This is a genomic window from Ancylobacter sp. (assembly GCF_965229075.1).
Lineage (GTDB): Bacteria > Pseudomonadota > Alphaproteobacteria > Rhizobiales > Xanthobacteraceae > Ancylobacter.
In genome coordinates this window covers 2,757,423-2,773,477 of sequence record NZ_CBDDIO010000002.1, presented here as the reverse complement: position 1 = coordinate 2,773,477, position 16,055 = coordinate 2,757,423, and the positions used below count along the sequence as shown (strand labels likewise).

The window sequence follows — 16,055 nt, the reverse complement described above, 5'->3', positions numbered from 1 at the left end:
CCCGCAGGAAGCCGACGAGCAGCGCCGCATCGACGGCCTGCCGGTTCACGGGGCACGCCCCGGGCCGCTGAACATGCCTCGGCCTGCGATCTGCCGGCCAGCCCAGAGCGGCAGGCGCAGCAGCGGATAGAGAAAGAACAGGTAGCGCGGCAGCGGCAGTTCCATCACATCCTGGCCGTTCACCCCCCAGCGCAGGACCTCGCTGCCGATGTGCGCCGGCCCGCACGCGACCGCGTGCAGCATGGGCAGTAGCAGCACCTGACGCAGCGAGGTCTGCGGGTGGCTGGCGCCGAGAGAGGCATGGCAAAGCCCGCGCATGGCCCGTTGCAGCGGCGCTTCGACCGCACCGACCAGCGCGGCCGGCACCGGCAGCGCGAACAGGTCGCGGCACAGGCCATAAGCCAGCAAGGCGGCCGGCCCCGCCCCCCGACCTTCGGCGTGGCGATAGAGCCGCAGCCGCTCCGCCTCCGCTTGCCCCGCCAGCAGCGCATGAAGATCGGCCAGCCATTTCAGCCGAAACCAGCCGCTCCGCACGCCGTGGACGCAGAGATAGGCGAATTCATCGTCGGGATGAAAGCCGCGAATCGGCACACCGCCGAGGTTCGCGCGCTTGGCCGCCCCCGCCCGAAGCGGACCGAGGGGCAGCAGCCGACGGTTCTCGGTCAACCGCCAATGCGGCTCCAATTGCACGCCGCGCGCCGGATCGGCCATCACCGCCTCGATCTGGAAGTCTCGCAGCGCGTCGATCTTGGCCGCCGTCAAGGGCGCGGCGGGGAAGACCGGCTGGTAGCCTTCCCCGGCGAGCAGGGCGAAGGTCGCCGCGAGGTCCTCCGGCGGCACCAGAAAGTCGATGTCCTTGCCGTGCTTGACTGCGAGCGAGCCATAGGCCCGCTGCCCGACCAGCGCGCCCTTGAAGAAGATCACCTCGATTCCGGCGGCGTCGAACAACTGCTGGAGACGGATGGTGGCGGCGACGAGGGCGAGATTGCGCCGCGCCAGCGCCTGAGCCTGCCCGGCGATCGCTTGCCGAACGGGCTCCGGCACGACATCGGGAAGGTGCCCGAGCCCGGCATGGACGAGACCCGGCACACGGTGCCGCTCCACCAGACGCAGGAACAGCTCCCAATTCACCATCCGGTCGGGGGCGGCGATAAGCGAGGCAGAGACGCCTTGTGGAGCCGCCGCGGCACAGGCGCGCCGAAGCAGATCGAAGGCTGCCAAAGCCTCCGCCGCGGATGGTCGCAACGCTCCGCCCATGCCTGCCCCACCGCCTCGCATCTATGCCCCAGACGCCTAACGGGTGCGCCGGTGACGGAACGGCATATCACGGTGAGGTCGGGGATGTCAGACATGCGTGGGACGGCGGCGCGTCCTCAGAGCTTCATGATGAAATGCAGCGGCATGAAGGGCGGCAAATGGGCGGTATCGTGCGTCTTACAGTCGATCAACTGCGATCCCGGAGCGACGACATCGAAGGCTTCGCCGTCGGCCTTCCGGTACGCCTTGAGCGGCATTTGATGCTTGATGTCATGGTTGTGGCTCGCTGTCCCGCCTGCCTCCCTGAACTTGAACCAGCCCCCGTCGGCTCCGACCGGGAACTTGGCCCGCATGTTCGGCGTGCCGTTGTTACCATCGCAGAGCGCCCAGCCTTCTGGCGGCCGCGCCGGGTCGCCTGTCCACATGAGGATCACTCCACGCGGCACCGCCCCCGGCCCGCTGATGCCGCCCGGCACCTCGACCGGCCCGGTGACGGTAAGCCCGCCCGCCACCTTCACCGCGCTGGTAACGCTGAGCTCGCCCGCCACCGTCACCGTGCCGCCGGCCCCGGAGATCGGCTGCGACAGGGTGAGCGGCCCCTTCACGGTCAGCGACGTATTGAGCGTGGTCTTTCCGTCAGTGGTGATTTCCAGCGACGATTCGGTCTGGCCGACACAGGTGAGCTTGAGGTCGTCATCGTCCTCCTGACTGACGCGGGTCAGTCTCCATTTCGGCGTCACGGTCCGGTCGTTCATGGCGGTATCCTTTCATGCCTGTAGGTGCAGCGAAGGCGCATCAGGGTTTCGACCAGACGGACTTGCCTTGCGCATCGTCGATCCGCACCGTGCCTTCATCGGTCACGCGGACAACAACGCCGCCATCCTTGTAGGTATTGGAGGCGAAGGTCGGCTTGCTTTCCTTGGTGTACATGACGAAATTGCCGTCGGACTGCATGCGCGCCTCGACGCCAAGCGCGTCCGAATTCTCCTGCTTAGCCACCCAGATCGGTTTGGGCTGGGCCTTGTCCTTCATGTCCAGCAGCTTGAGCTTGTCATCCTCCATCAGCATCAGGACGTAGCGCCCGGACGGTGACGCGATGCCCTGACCCTTGACCAGGAACTGATCGGCACGCAGTTCCCTCCCCACATTGGCGAGGCCACCGCGCCCGCCATAGATGATGTAGGCGAGGGCGTACCAGGGCGGACGGATGTCGATCGGTTTGCTAAGGCCCTTCGAGCCGACCTCCACATCCCGGCCGACGCTGCGCGACAGCCCATAGGTGTCGCCATCGATGATCGGCCGGGCGGCGATGAACTGTTTCAGGTTCAACATCTCTTCGCTGGGCAGGTTCTCCACCTTGAGCACGCGCGTGGCGGAACCGCCGCTGGTGCGAACCTGCGCATAGTCGGCGTAGCGGGGATCGTGGCCGACGATGAACCTGCCGCGCAGGTCGGGGACCGGGTCGCCATTGGCGAACCAGCCGACGCCGTTGCACAGATGCCAGCCCTCCGGCAGCTTCGCCGGATCTCCCGACCACATGAGGATGGCGCCGACCGGCACCGCCCCCAGGCCGACCAGCCCCTTCTCCGCCTCGATGCTGCCGCTGGCCTTCGCGTCGCCGGTGACGGAGAGGCCGGAATGGGCCATTGCCGGCCCCTCCATGAGCAGGGGACCGGTGACGGCCAGCGAGGTGTTGAAGGTCGCCCGACCATCGGCCGTCACCTCCACCTTCGGCGTGCTTTCCCCGTCCAGCGTCAGGCTGAGGCTGCCCGTATCGCTGTCGATCTGCCGGACCCGGGTCAGGGTCCATGGCGGGGTGACGGTATCGCTCATCTTGCTGTTCCTTGCTGAGGATTGCCGCCCTGCGGCAATCGTGCTGCGGGGCTCAAGGGCTCGGCACGGGAATCGGCTCGATCCGAACGGTTTCGCAGGAGTCGAGACTGGTGGTGGTGTCCCACTTGCCCGCGCCCAGATGCGCCTTGGACACGTCGGTCTTTCGGTCGGCACCTCTGCCGACCAATTCGAAGGGGCGATCGGGGTAGAACAGCGTGAATTCGCTGACCACCATTGGGACGGTGCTGGTGACGCCCTTGGCGGTGCAGGTCACCATCTCCGAGCGCTCACCCGTCTTCGCCAGTTCGGTGCGATTTTCGGTTTTCCAGTTGCGCGCCTCGCGGGTGCGGGTCGTCACCTTGGCGCCCAGCACGAGATAGGGAAGGCTGGCGGCGCGGGTATTCTCGAAATAGTCGGCAGCGAACAGGCGCGGGCTCTCGACCGTCAGGCTGAGGCGGTCGCCGTTTGCCTTCATCAGCCAAAGGCGGGGCTCGCCGTCGCCACGATAGGCCGCAGCGGCGCCGGCGCTGCCGGTCAGCCCGAACGAGCCCTGCTGCCATTCATTGGTCTGCGGGTTGTAGGCGAGCCCCGCCCCCAGCCCGACGATGACGCCGCCCACATTGGTCACCGGCCCCGCCGACAGCGCGGCCGCCCATTCCTTCCCCATCTCTTTCGCCGGCATGGGATACTCGATCTCCACCGCCTCCCGGGCGGCCGTCAGCCGCGCCGGAGAGCCGCTGGCCCGGGCCTGTGCCAGCCTCTTGGCGCTATCGGGGCTTGCCTCGAAGCGCAGCGTTTTGCCGTTGATATCGTTGATCAGGAACAGGAACTCGTTGTCGGTTCCAAACCCGTCCACCAGGTGCCAGCCATAGTTCGGGCTCAGTTCGATACTGCTGAGCGCGGGCTCGGTGCGCCATCCGGCCTTGCCGGTGCGCATGTCGCTTTCGACGATCGAGAACGCCCTGACCGTGGAGCGTGCATTGAGGCTACCCGTCCGATCGACCGGGCCGATCTGCACCTGCACGAACAGCCGCCCGCGCAACATGCCCAATTGGTAGTCCCGACGCTGGGCGGCCGTGGTGTTGATCGGGTCGTCGGTCAGCGTCACGGGATAGGAGGCGACCTGCTCGCGCGGCGAGAGCAGCGTCAGCTCGGCATAGGCGGGGCGGCCGGGCACGGGCGTGTCGATCTGGGCCAGCACCGCCACGCGATCGGCATCGATGGCGCGCACGGCCAGGCACGGCGCGTCCTGCAGCGGCTGCCGGTTCGCGGCCGCTCCGGCAGCCTCCGGCCGCTCGCCAATGCGCAGCGGCACGCGGGCAAAGGGCGGAAACGGGTCGTTGGTCTTGCCGCTGCCATCCGAGCCGATGCCGCCGCCGGCCCCGACATCGGCGAGGAAAAGGCCCTTCTCGCTGCACAGCACCAGCTTGCCGCCGGCGAAGTCGAGGCCGCGCAGGGCGCCAGTGGCGAGAGCGGAGGCACCGGCGGGCTGCCAGCGCTCAATGTCGAAGGAGCGCGCAATGGTCTCCTCGCCATAGTGCAGCCGCACCGAGGTGTCGGTCGCGCTCGCGCTCTGCGGCACGGCGAAGCTCATCTCCCCGGAGGTCGTCTGGCTGGCCGAGGCGCGCAGGCGCTGCAGGCGGCGATTGCCATTGGCATCGGTCCAGGACAGCACCGCCTCGCGGCGGTCGTCGACCGGGAGTTCGCGGATGTACCAGCGCGCCAGCACCTTGCCGCCCGGCAGAACGGATGGAGGTGTCAACGTCAGATTGGCGAACTGGTCGAACCGGCGCACATCGAGCGTCACCGTGCGGGTGACGACCACGCTGACGCGGCTTCCCTGCTTGCCGGCGATTTCGGCGGTCAGCTGATAGGTGGCCGGACCCAGCGCCAGCACCTTCTTCGAACCCGCGCACACGCCGTTTTCAGGAGTGATGGCGAGCACGGGCTGGCGGTAGTCGATGGGTCCGCTCAACGTCGCCTGCACGCAATCGACAATCTTCCAGCTCAGCGTCACGGGCGCGCCGAGAGCCAGCGTCAGCGGTGTCGCGACATCGGCGTTGAACCGGACCTTGGCTTCCTGGTCGACATCTACCGGCTTCTCCAGCCGCGCTTCGACCACGACGGGAGCCGACAGCTGGTCGATGCTCGCGCCGGTGCTCACCTGCAGCGGGAGGGAACGGTCGCCGGCCCGCAGCGGCAGCAGGATGCGCAGTTCCTTATTGCCGGAAAGGAGCGGCGCGGCACCGCCGTCATTCAGGTTGAAATTGGCAATGCCGATGCGCACCTTCTCCGGATCGGCGGCATCGCTGCACATGACGTACCAGAGCGGGTCGCCTCCGGCATCGCGCAATACGCCGTTGACCTTGCCGATATCCTGCCAGAGCTCGTCCGTCTGGTCGCGGATGAGAGCATCGGCGAGGGCCTCGCGATCGACCACGACCTGCACGACACGCGGGCGGGGCGCTCCCTCAGCCCCGGGCGCCGGCGGCACGAGAAGCTGCAGCGTCGGCGGTGTGCCGGGCACCACGCGCGCGTCGAGCGGCGTAGCCGCCGGTGGCGTCTGGGCGAGGGCCGGCACATCGGCGAGAAAGGGAAGTGCGGCGAGGAGGGCGACGGCGAGCCAGGCGTGAAACTGCGAGCGGGAGTTCATGCCATTCAGCCTTCTGCTGGGACGGGCGACGCTTTAGCCGCGGGCTCGGTGCGGCGCAGGATCAGCCGCCCCTCCCCCACGGACGGCGGCGCGCCGTCAAAACGCGGATCAATGCCGAGAGCGGCGATCGGCACGGATGCCCCATCGCTCCCTTGCCATTCCCATCGTCCGCCCGTGCTGGCCGGCGGCGGCAGCAGCGGCAGCGCGCCATGAAACAGCACCGGCCCGGCGCTGAAGCCGATCTCCAGCCGTGCCAGCGCGGCCCGTACCGTGTCGATCGGCAGGCTGGCCGCGCGGGCGGGCAGCACCCCGCTGGCGACTTCCACCGCGGCCAGCGGGTCCATGACCAGCACAAGCTCGCTCGCCGTCGCGAAGCCGGCCGACGGTGCGGTTGGCGTGTCGAGGGCGGCGAAGGCGGAAAAGCGCCGCCCGTCGCCATGGCCGACGAGCCCATCCTGCTCGTCGTGCCGATTGCCAAGCCGCAGCGGCAGACGCAGCGCGGCGGCACCCGGTGCGGGCTCCCCCCGGAAGGACTGGAAGCGCGCCTCGACGGCCACAACTGCCAGCGGCCGGCCGATCAACATCTGCTCCGGCGCCGCCTCGCGGGCGCGGATGGTGGGCACCGCCTCGTCAATGGCGGCCAGCATGCGAGCCAGCCGATCCGCCCCTTCCAGCGGGTCCGCCAGCCACGTCGCGAAGTGGGCCAGCACCGGATCGCCGATCGTAGTGAGCCCGATCGCAGCGGTCTCGGCGAGACTGCGCCAGACGACCGTGCCGCCCACCAGTGCGAGTTCGCCCAGCAGCTTGCCATCGCCGGCACAGACCACCAGCGCCTGGTCGAAGCGGTTGACGTAAATCCAGCCCCGGATCGGGTCCGCGCCGCCGGAGAAGGCGATGTCCAGACGAGCACCCTCGGTCAGCCGGGGTGGACGGGCAAAGGGACCGCATTGCGTGTCGTCCACCGCCGGGCCGAGCCGCAGGCGCGAGCGCGGATGCGGCTGCACCCGCGTCTCCGGCCGCGCGATCGGCTCCGCCCATTGGCCGAAATCATCGATCACCCAGAGATGTTCGAGGCGGAACCAGCCAGCCTCCAGCGCCGGCACCTCGCCCGCCGAGGGCAGCGGGGGTAGTGGCGCCGGCATGGCGATGCGCAGCCCGGCGGCGATCTGCGCCAGCGCATTCGTCCCTTCTGCGAGCAATTGGTCGGTCGCCGCGTTAAGCCAGGGCAAGGCGGCATCGGGTCGGGGGATCAGCGCCTGGGCGTTGAGCCGCCGCAGGCTCGCCCCCAGCCCGGAAAGCTCCTGCCCGACCAGCGGCGTACGGGTGAGTGCGGCGAAATCGCCATTGTTCAGTCGCGACTCCGTAATGGCGGCGGTCAGCGCGTCAGCCATAAAGCGCCCGTCCATAGGCGCCATCACGCTGCGCCCCTTCACCCGTATCGCGTTCTCGCGCCCGGTCGCCGGCACCCCGGCCGGCTGCCGGTAATCATAGTGCAGCGGGTGCTGGCCGGTGGCGAAGCGCCAGTCCTGAACGCCGCCGGGGCTGGCGTGCCAATTGACGCTCCAGTCGATGTAGAGCGGCGACCAGGGCTGCTGGCCCCAGACCGAGACCAGCGCCTCGGGCAGCACCTCTCGCCCATCGCCGCCGACCAGCACCCGTGACTGCCCCGGCGTCCCGGAACGGAAGCGCGCCTGCAGCGCGTCCTTCCAGCGCGTCCATTCGATCTGGCCGGCGAAAGGCACGGTTTCGGCAAAGGCTTCGGCGGCGACCGCCTGTTCCATCAGCGCCGCCTCGCGCAGCAGCGCGGCAAGCGCGCCGGCCTGCGGCAGGCCCTTGGCGCGAAGCCGTTCCGCGAGCGTGGCAAGCCCAGCCTCGGGAAACGCCGCGCGCTCCGGCTCCACCGAGGCGCGGGCGACAAGGCCCGCCAGCGTGCGGCAGGGCAGTTTTTCCGGCAGCGTCGGCCGGCTGGCGCCCGGCATGCCCGCCAGCATCACCACCGGGTCGGCCGCCGCCCAGAAAGACGGCTCGGCTTCGGCCTTCAGGCTCCACCCGGCCGGCAGAGTGGCCGTGAAGGCGACAAGGGCGGCGGCGAGATCGGTCGCGGCACGTTTGGCCGTTGCCACCGCCGCCGCGAACGCGCTGAGCTCGGCCTTGAGCGCGGCCAGCGGGTCGGGGGTGGCATCCGGGCGCAGCGTACCGGTGCGCACCGCGACGACACGCTCCCGCCAGGCGATGCGCAGCGCATTGCCCCGCGCGATCAGCGCCCGCACCTCGCCATTGAGCGTCGCCTGCCAGGCGTTGAGCTCCACAAGTTCTTCTCGCTGCGCCGGCGTCGGGCCCGGGGCCTTCTCCGCCGCCTCCTTCTCCCGCACGAGGACATGGCGCTGGCCGGCTTCCAGCGATGTGAAACCGAGAGGATGGTCGAGCTTGCGCCGCGTCGCCGCATCGAGGCCGGCGGGATCGGCGGCGCCGAGCAGATGCCCTTCCAGCACCGCCCATTTCGGACGGTCCTTCGCCTCGACCTCATCGTCCCAGAACTGGTCGGACACCAGAGCGGCCAGCGCGGCCTGCGCCGAGGTGCCGATCCCCACTTCCATGCGCGCCTCCGGCGGCACCAGGCCGGCATGGGCGGGAGGCGATTGGGGGTAGCCGAGCAGCGGCCCGCGATAGCGCTCACTGTCCCAGAAATTGATATGGGCGAGCGCGCCATGGAACAGGCACGGCCCGGGTCGCTCCTCGGCATCGAGCGGTGCCGTCCAGCCGAGATGCTTGAGCACGGCATCGAGATCGCCCAGTGCGCCCGCCTCAGCCTTCAGCGTCAGCGGCAGGGCCGCCAGAGGATCGGCACCCGGGGTGCGATACCAGCCGACCACGGCATAGCTGACGGCGGCGAGCGGCAGCTTATCGTGCGCGTCGCGCAGATCCTCCAACCCGTCGCGCCAGGACAGGATATTGCGGTTCTCCGCCAGCGAAGTGGAGAAGGTCGGCGAGCCGGTCCAGGCCGTGCCGAGCGCGGTCAGCGTGGTGTGCTCCATCTGCGCCTGCCGGGCGGGGTCGTAGTCGTCCAGCGTGCGAGCGACGCCGACCGGCTGCGCCGTGACCTCAAGCCCGGCCCCGCCCCCCTTGCGCGGGGTCGCCACCGGCAGGCTGGCCGAGGCGGCATCGCCGGGATAGGCCGAGCCGTCGATCACCCAGGCCTTCAGCTCGACCTCCGTGCGGGAAGTGGCGCGGCGCAGCAGGCGCAGGATCACCCATTGGTCGGGCAGCGCGGGAAAGCTGAGGCTGTTCGCCGCCAGCGATTTGCGCAGGCCGGCGGGCACGATCCAGCGCAGATAGACGCCGCGATCGGCCTTGGTGGGCCGCTCGCTGTCGCGGAGCGCCAGCCGGTCGCCCGCCGCCGACACCGCTCCGAGAAACGGCGTGAGCTTGGGATCGACCAGGGTGCGCAGGCCCGACACGTAATTGACGCGGTTCGCCTTCCAGCGCAGCGAGGCCCCGCGCTCGGCCGTGTGACGCGCCAGCAGCAGATCGCCCTCAGGCGCAGCCGCGCCCTCGATCACCAGCGCTTCAAGCTGGATCGGCACCAGCAGGGGAGTGGCCGCAGCGGCGGCGGTTTCGACAGGGCTCACCGCGCAATCTCCCAAACGAAGCTCTGAACGCTGCCGCTGCTGAGCGCGCCGGCGGCGAAAGCGGCGGCGGAAAGTGGATCGACGGGCGCGGCCGACTGAAGCCGGGCGCCCTTAAGCGCGCTTTCCGCCCGCAGCCGCGCCAGCGGGCTGAACAGGCCGCGCGCGTCCGGCTCCGGCACATTGGGGTGATTCGCCAGCCGGAACGCCAACCCCTCCGGCGGCTCCTTCAGCGTCAGCCGAACGAGCTGACCGTCGGCAACTCCCAGCAGCACATCCGGCGCCAGGCGCTCCAGCCGCAGCGGCCGCGCGCCCGGCTCCGCCGCCGTGTCGACCACCGTCTCCAGTCCCGGCCAGTCCGACACCAGTGTCGAGCGCAGCAGAAAGCCGGTGCGGGGCCGGTCGAGCGTGTCGCCGGGCGGATCGAGTTCCGCCATCGGCCCGGCCTCGCTCCGCTCCACCAGCCGCGCGATCAGGCGGCGCAGGGGCAGCCCGTCGCGGGCCGCCGCCCCCGTCGCCGTGCCGCTCAGGCTGAGCGCACCATTGGCGAGCGCCAGCAACCAGTTGGAATCGACATGGAAAAAGCGCAGGCTGGCCGCCGGCAGCAGCGCCTCCCCTCCCACGAGATAGGGAAAGGGCACGCCTTCGAGCCGCAGCAGCCCCCGCAGCCAGGCGACCATCTTCAGCACGGCATGGAAGCTGTCCGGCGGCTCGGCTTCCACCTCGCCGGCCGGGCTTGGGGCTGCCGGGGCCGACGCCGCCCATTCGCGCCTTATCGCCGCGAGATGCAGGCGCATGAACGTGTCGAGCCGGAACGCCACTTCGCGCGGGCCGGCATTGTCGGTGATGAAGGCCCGGGTGGCGGCAAGGAAGCTCGGAGAGGCGAGCGCCATCAGCCGGCCGAGCTGCCAGGCGGCGGCATAGGAAACGGTCAGCGCGCCATCCTCGGGCGAGAGGATCAGCGCGGCGTCGGCATGATCGAAACAATCGACCGGGAGCGGCGCCACCGGCGCGGGCGCGAACGGGCCGCGATACCAGGAAGGGAGAGGGTCGCCCGCGTCCCGCCGATACGCCATCGGCGTGTAGCCCGCCGCGTGCGGCACGGCGACCGCCGGCAGCATGCCGGGCGGCGACTTTTCCCGCAGCAGGTCGATGTCGAGACCGTTGGCGAGGCCGGAAAAGCTGTGGGCGAAACCGGGATCATGGATAAAGCGCCAGCGCGCGAGAACGACGAAACGCAGCCGCTCCGGCCCCGCCGGCAGCTGCCCCTCGATCAGTTCCTCCCAGCCTTCGAGCGACACCAGCAGGGCGAGGTTGGCGCCTGGCGCCGGCACCCGGCGGGCGCAGACCACGGGGAATTCCCCCGCCCCGTGCATCGCCGCGCGCGGCTTGTCGTCCATCGCGACCCGGCGCACATGGGCGAGCAGCGGCAGATCGGCGGGCGAGGGACACAGGGCGCTCGCAAGCCCGCGCTCCAGATCGAGGACGTTGACGCGCTGCTGGCCGGCGTCGGGGCTCGGCTCGGCGGCCAGCCGGGGGAACAGCACCTTTCCATCCGAGGTGCGCCGGCCGGGAGCGAAGAGCGCGTCCGGCGCGATGGTCTGCACCGCCGCGTCCCCGCCTTGCGCCTGGAATTCCGCCTCGGTGAGCAGCAGCAGCGCCATCCACGGCGCCTGCGGCGCCGCCGCCAGCGCCAGTTGCCGTTCCCAGGGCAAGGCGCGCTTGCGCAGCACGATATTGGCGACGTGCCGGTCGAACTGCCCCATCGCGCCCACCGAGGGGTAGCGGGCATGGATGTCGTTCTCGTCGAGGAAGAAGCGCGGGCCGCGCACCACGAATGCTTCGTCGCGGTAATAATGATGCGCCTTCGCCGCGCCGCCGGGCTCCTCATAGACGATGGATTGCTGGACGAGCACACGGTGGCTTCCGGCGGTGAGCGCCGGCACATAGGCGTCGTAAAGGTCGAGGCTGAGCGCTTCCGAGGCGGAGCCGGGATCTGGCATGGTCAGGCTCCTTGCAGCCAGCTGCGGTGCATCGGCGGGGCGCGGAAGGTGCGCGGGCCTCTTTCCGCCGGATCGTGGGCGGGGACATGCGCCTCCCCCGCACGGGCGGCCGTACGGATCGCGGGCTCGGCGGCGGCGGCCGCGCGGAAGATGCGGTCGCTCTCGCGATAGCGGGCGATCTCCACCCGCGTGCCCTCGCCCTGGCGGCGCCCCTCGGGTGGGGCGAAGCGGGCAAGCCCGGCGAGGTAGGCGCCGGTCATACGCGCGGCCGGCGCGTCGCCGGGTGGCTGCCGGTCCCACAGCGCGGCCGGCATGCCCTGGCGCTCCGGCTCGGCCTGCCAGCCGGCGAGGTCGACCGCCTTCGTGACGTCGTCGGCGAGATCGCGGACGATGGCGATGGTCAGCGCGCTCTCGGCCCGGGTCACCGCCAGCGGCACGATGCCGAAGGCCTCGCTCGCGGCGCCATGCCGTGCCGTGATGGTCTCCAGCGCCAGCGGAGTGGCCAAAGCGAGATTGCGGGCCTCCCGCTCCTTTTTCGGCACCGCGCCCTGAACCGCGCCAATCACGATCGTGGTCGCCGGCAGCACCGAGGTGACGGAGAGGACGAGTTCGTCCCCGCGCACCATCCACGGGCCGCCCGGCGGCCGGTCATCGGGCTGCGACAGCCGCCCGCCGGCCAGCGCAACGCCGCAGATGGCCGGTGCCTCAACCGTTGCACCGGGCTTGGGCAAGGCGTCCCAATGCGGGCTGGCCTTGTCGAGGAACAGCGCGCCGAACTGCGCCCAGCCACGGATCTCCGCCGCGGCCCGGTCGCCGCCGAAGGCGATCTCGAAGGACAGCACCGACAGGCGCACCCTTACCCGCCCGGCGAAGGGCGGCCCCCACAGGCTGAGCTGCACATCGAGGCTGAGATTGATCGAGAACAGCCACAGATCGGCCTCGACGCGGATCGAGATGCCGGCCTCCAGGCTGTATTGCAGCGGCGCCCAGCGGATGAGGAAATCCACGGCGGCGACGAACCAGGCCTTGATGCGGCTATGGATGAACGACGCCTCGAAGCGCCCGCCGGCCATGAGGTGCGACGGGGTGAGCGCGCAATAGAGCTCGCCCTTGAGGGTGAGTTCGTTGGTCACCGCCCAGTTGAGCCCGAGACGGGGCACGACGGGATAATGCGGCGGCGGCGTGAAATCGCGATGATAGCCGCCAAGGGTGAGCACGAAGTCGCCCTTGCGCGCGCCGCCGAACCAGACCCCCAGGGCGAAGCCGCCGGTGAGCCGGCAGGAAGGGTCGAGCACCCAGGAATTGGCGGTAAGCTCGGCCTGAAGCAGAAAGACGCCCTCTTCCGGCCGCAGGGTCATCTTGATCGCGAGTTCGACCCGGCAGAACTTCTGGTCGCCCACCGATTTCTCGAAGCGGGCGAGGCCCAGCAGCGAGAACTCCACATCCCGGCCGAACTGGCCGATGGCCAGCGCGAAGGCCTCGATGGTCTCGGCAATGGTAAAGCGCAGCCCCAGCGCGGCGAAGATCTGCCCCTCGGTGAAGGGCAGGTGCCGCTCCAGCGTGGTCAGCATCTCCATGGCCGAGTACTTGGCGCCGTCGGCCTTCTCCTGCATCGCCAGCGCCACCAGCGGGAACGCCGCCACCTCGCCGATGGCGGGCACGATCACCCGGCGGTTGAGACCGAAGCCGAGCGCCAGCCCGGTGAGCGTGATCGCGCCGAGCTTGATGCCGGCGCCGCCGGTGAGGCTCGCCGTGCCGTAGATGAACAGCGAGGTGGAGGAGCCGCGGTTGTCCGGCAGCTTGTAGGTGCCGTAGACGCCGACCACCCCGATGGAGACCTTGGGCAGCTGCACGCTGAGCTGGCCGCCATAGACCGTCTCCGACATTTGCAGGAAGCCGCCCTCGACCGACACCGCCCCGCGCCGGAAGCTCAGGCTCATACCCTTCAGCCGGCCGCGCGGGGCGGTGAGTTCGTTGAGGCGAACGCTGATGCCGGCGTCCATCAGCTCCAGCTGCACCCCCGCAACGGTGATCTTACCCGCGAGGCCGGCGGACACCTCGTAGCTGCCGCCCGCCTGCCGCAGCCCGAGGCCGAGCTTGGCGAGGTGGAGCGGCCCGCAATCGCGCTGCACCGAAAGCCAGTGCATATCATCCGCAGGCTTGTCGGCGGGCGGCGCGGCGGGGGTGCCCCCGGCTTTCGTCGCGGTGTCGACCTTGGCCGGCACAGGCGGCAGGATTTCCACCTCCGCCTTCGCGCCGCCCTTCGTGTCCGCCTTGGCGCCTTTGCTGTCCTTGGCGTCCTTTGCCGGCGCCTTGTCCTTCGGCTGGGGGTAGAGGATCGGCTTCTTATAGTCGAGCAGTTGCAGCGTGCCGGTCAGCATCAGCTTGCCCGTCGGCGCCTCCGGCGGCGGGTAGTCGGTCGGCGGCAGGCCCTTGAACAGGTCGGTGAGCGCTTTCTCTTCCAAGGTGGAGAGCACGCCCACCCGCAGGGCATCGACGCCGATCGCCTTCTTTGCGCCGCTCTTGGCGAAGGCGTCCGCCGCCGCGCCGATCGCCTGGCCGACGACCGGCAGGCTGCGGAAATCGATTGTCGCCGGGCCCAGTTTCAGGCTGTAGTCCCAGCCCGCCTTGCCACCCGCCGCGCGCCCCGCCACGAGGGTCAGGCGGAAATCGCCGTCATTGATCTTGAACTGGAAATTGACGGCGAAACGCGGGCCCTCCGCGCCGAGGCGCAGAGCGCCGGCCACGCGGGTGACCTTGACGCTGCGATCAGCGAAGGGCGGATCGAAGCCGATATCCTGCGCCAGCGGCGCCAGTGCCCGGCCGAGATCGACATCCGTGTCACCGCCGAAGGTGAAGTTCCAGCTTCCCGCGAGGTAGTCGAGCGTGAGCTCCACCGTGCCGGTGTCGAAGCGCACCCGCCCCTTCCCCTTCAGCGTCAGGGCGCCGGCATAGCTGACCTCAAGCTGGGCGAGCTTCAGCGCCAGGCCGCCAATGGTGAATTCCTCCGACCCGGCGCTGAATTCGAATTCAGTGCTCTCGCTGAGCTTGAGCTTAAGCTCGAAAGCACTGAGCTCGACCGCCGCCAGTTCACCGGGCGCCTCGATTTGCAGCAGATCGGCGGCGATGGCGCCGATGGGCAGGACCGGCACCGTCACCTTGCCCTGCACACCCTTATCGATGTCGATGGCCACTTCGGCCTCGACATCGCCAATGACCAGCGACGCCTCCAGCTGCGCCGTGTAGCCCTCGCCCCGCCGCTTGCCGACCTCGAAGCGCACATCGCCGATGGACAGGAGGCCACTGCCGATCGGGATATCCAGAAAGCCCAGTGTGATGATGGAGAAGGAATAGGCACCGTCGCGCGTGTTGGCGCTGAGGGCGAGGTCGATGAGGTGCAGGTTCTCCCGGCCCGCCACCTTGTCGAGCTTGCCGGCGATCTCTCCCGGCAGAACGAGCGGACTGCCTTCCGCCAGCGCGGCGCGGAAGGTCCCCTCCGGCAGGGAAAGGCTGGTCTCGAAGCGCATCGCCTGCGCGCCGCTGCCGATCGTGCCGGTGCCGGTGATCTCCGCCTCGAAGGCGAAGGCGCCGCCGCCATAGGTGCCGGTGGCGAACAGGCTGGGAGTGACACGGATCAGGTCGAACAGGACAAAGGGCTCGGCATAGGTGAGCCACAGCGCCAGCCTCGCCCCGTCGAAGCCGTCGAGCGGCGTGGTCACGTCGAGCCGCCGCAGCCCCGGCACCACCTTGTCCACCGTGCCCAGCGCGCCGGACAGCGCCGCGTCGAGCTCCGGCACCAGGCTGCGCACCAGCGCCCCGGCCTTGAGCAGTTCCGGCGCATCGGCGATGAGGTTGAGCTCGCGGCTGGCCAGATTGAGCTCGATCGACGCGGCCAGCCGCTGCTGGTCGAGCGAAATGGCGCCGGACAGCCCCAGGGCGAACGGCGCGTCGCCGCCGGCCCCGGTCCCCACCCCTTCCGCCGCCACGCGGGCGCGCTGGAGGGCGACCGACAGGCGCCCGCCCAGCAGTTCCAACGGCGGCACATCGAGGGCGGTGCTGGCCTCGATCCGGTAGCCCTGCGCCTGCTGGCCCGCCTGCGGCAGCCTTCCGACGCTGCCGGCGACGCGCACGCTGCCGTCGAGCCCGAAACGCTTGCGCAGCGCCGCGTCGACCTCGGGCAGCAGCGTCGCCTCGCCGGTGAAATTCATGCCGGCACGCAACGGCGCCAGCTGGTGCGGCCAGTCCGGCAGCAGCGCCCGCGCGGTGGCGGTGATGAGGGCGATGTCGGCGGCGCTCGCCGTGCTGGCGGCGGGCGCGGCGAAATCATGGGAGCAATAAGACAGCTGCGCCGCCCGCAGCGCCAGCGCCTTGTCGATGACGGCCTTTGCCGGCTTGAGGTCGGAATAGGCATCGCCGGGCCGCCACACCTCGCGCGGTTCGCGGGAGGCGACAACCACGCGCGTGGCGGTGGTGCGCGCCCCGCCCTCGGCATAGACCGGCAGCTCGAATTGCAGCGCGGAGACGGCGCCACCGCTCTCGCCGAGCGCGGCCAGCCAGAGATCGAGCTGCGCGCAGCCATGATCCGTCAACCCCAGCGCCTCGAACCGTTCCGGGTCGATCTTCGACAGGGGAAGGACGTTGTCCGCCTTCACCCCCTCATTGCCGCCGGCCATGGCCTCGCCC

7 protein-coding genes are annotated in these 16,055 nt (G+C 70.1%); all 7 read right to left on the bottom strand.

The features are described 5' to 3' along the window. Nucleotides 1-45: 45 nt before the first annotated feature. Nucleotides 46-1,221, bottom strand: coding sequence for a nucleotidyltransferase domain-containing protein (locus tag ACO07Z_RS19010; protein ID WP_421700140.1), 1,176 nt, complete (start codon nt 1,219-1,221; stop codon nt 46-48). Nucleotides 1,222-1,373: 152 nt separating this feature from the next. Beyond that, nucleotides 1,374-2,012, bottom strand: coding sequence for a hypothetical protein (locus ACO07Z_RS19005; protein WP_421700139.1), 639 nt, complete (start codon nt 2,010-2,012; stop codon nt 1,374-1,376). Between the two features lie 40 nt (nt 2,013-2,052). Further along, a complete protein-coding gene (locus tag ACO07Z_RS19000) occupies nt 2,053-3,090 on the bottom strand; it encodes a hypothetical protein (protein WP_421700138.1) in 1,038 nt (345 codons plus the stop codon). A gap of 52 nt (nt 3,091-3,142) precedes the next feature. Further along, a complete protein-coding gene (locus tag ACO07Z_RS18995) occupies nt 3,143-5,743 on the bottom strand; it encodes a hypothetical protein (protein WP_421700137.1) in 2,601 nt (866 codons plus the stop codon). 5 nt (nt 5,744-5,748) lie between these two features. After that, nucleotides 5,749-9,372 (bottom strand): hypothetical protein, encoded by a 3,624-nt coding sequence (locus ACO07Z_RS18990; RefSeq protein ID WP_421700136.1) that lies wholly within the window; start codon nt 9,370-9,372, stop codon nt 5,749-5,751. Beyond that, a complete protein-coding gene (locus ACO07Z_RS18985) occupies nt 9,369-11,372 on the bottom strand; it encodes a hypothetical protein (RefSeq protein ID WP_421700135.1) in 2,004 nt (667 codons plus the stop codon). The genes ACO07Z_RS18990 and ACO07Z_RS18985 overlap by 4 nt, the downstream gene beginning before the upstream one ends. Nucleotides 11,373-11,374: 2 nt before the next feature. Continuing rightward, the gene (locus ACO07Z_RS18980; protein ID WP_421700134.1) at nt 11,375-16,045 is read right to left on the bottom strand and encodes a DUF6603 domain-containing protein; all 4,671 of its coding nucleotides are present in this window, start codon (nt 16,043-16,045) and stop codon (nt 11,375-11,377) included. Between the last annotated feature and the right edge of the window lie 10 nt (nt 16,046-16,055).

Bases quoted from the DNA above. Each gene is read 5' to 3' on its own strand.
- ACO07Z_RS19005 (WP_421700139.1), bottom strand. From the start codon at position 2,012: ATGAACGACCGGACCGTGACGCCGAAATGGAGACTGACCCGCGTCAGT.
- ACO07Z_RS19000 (WP_421700138.1), bottom strand. From the start codon at position 3,090: ATGAGCGATACCGTCACCCCGCCATGGACCCTGACCCGGGTCCGGCAG.
- ACO07Z_RS18995 (WP_421700137.1), bottom strand. From the start codon at position 5,743: ATGAACTCCCGCTCGCAGTTTCACGCCTGGCTCGCCGTCGCCCTCCTC.
- ACO07Z_RS18985 (WP_421700135.1), bottom strand. From the start codon at position 11,372: ATGCCAGATCCCGGCTCCGCCTCGGAAGCGCTCAGCCTCGACCTTTAC.
- ACO07Z_RS18980 (WP_421700134.1), bottom strand. From the start codon at position 16,045: ATGGCCGGCGGCAATGAGGGGGTGAAGGCGGACAACGTCCTTCCCCTG.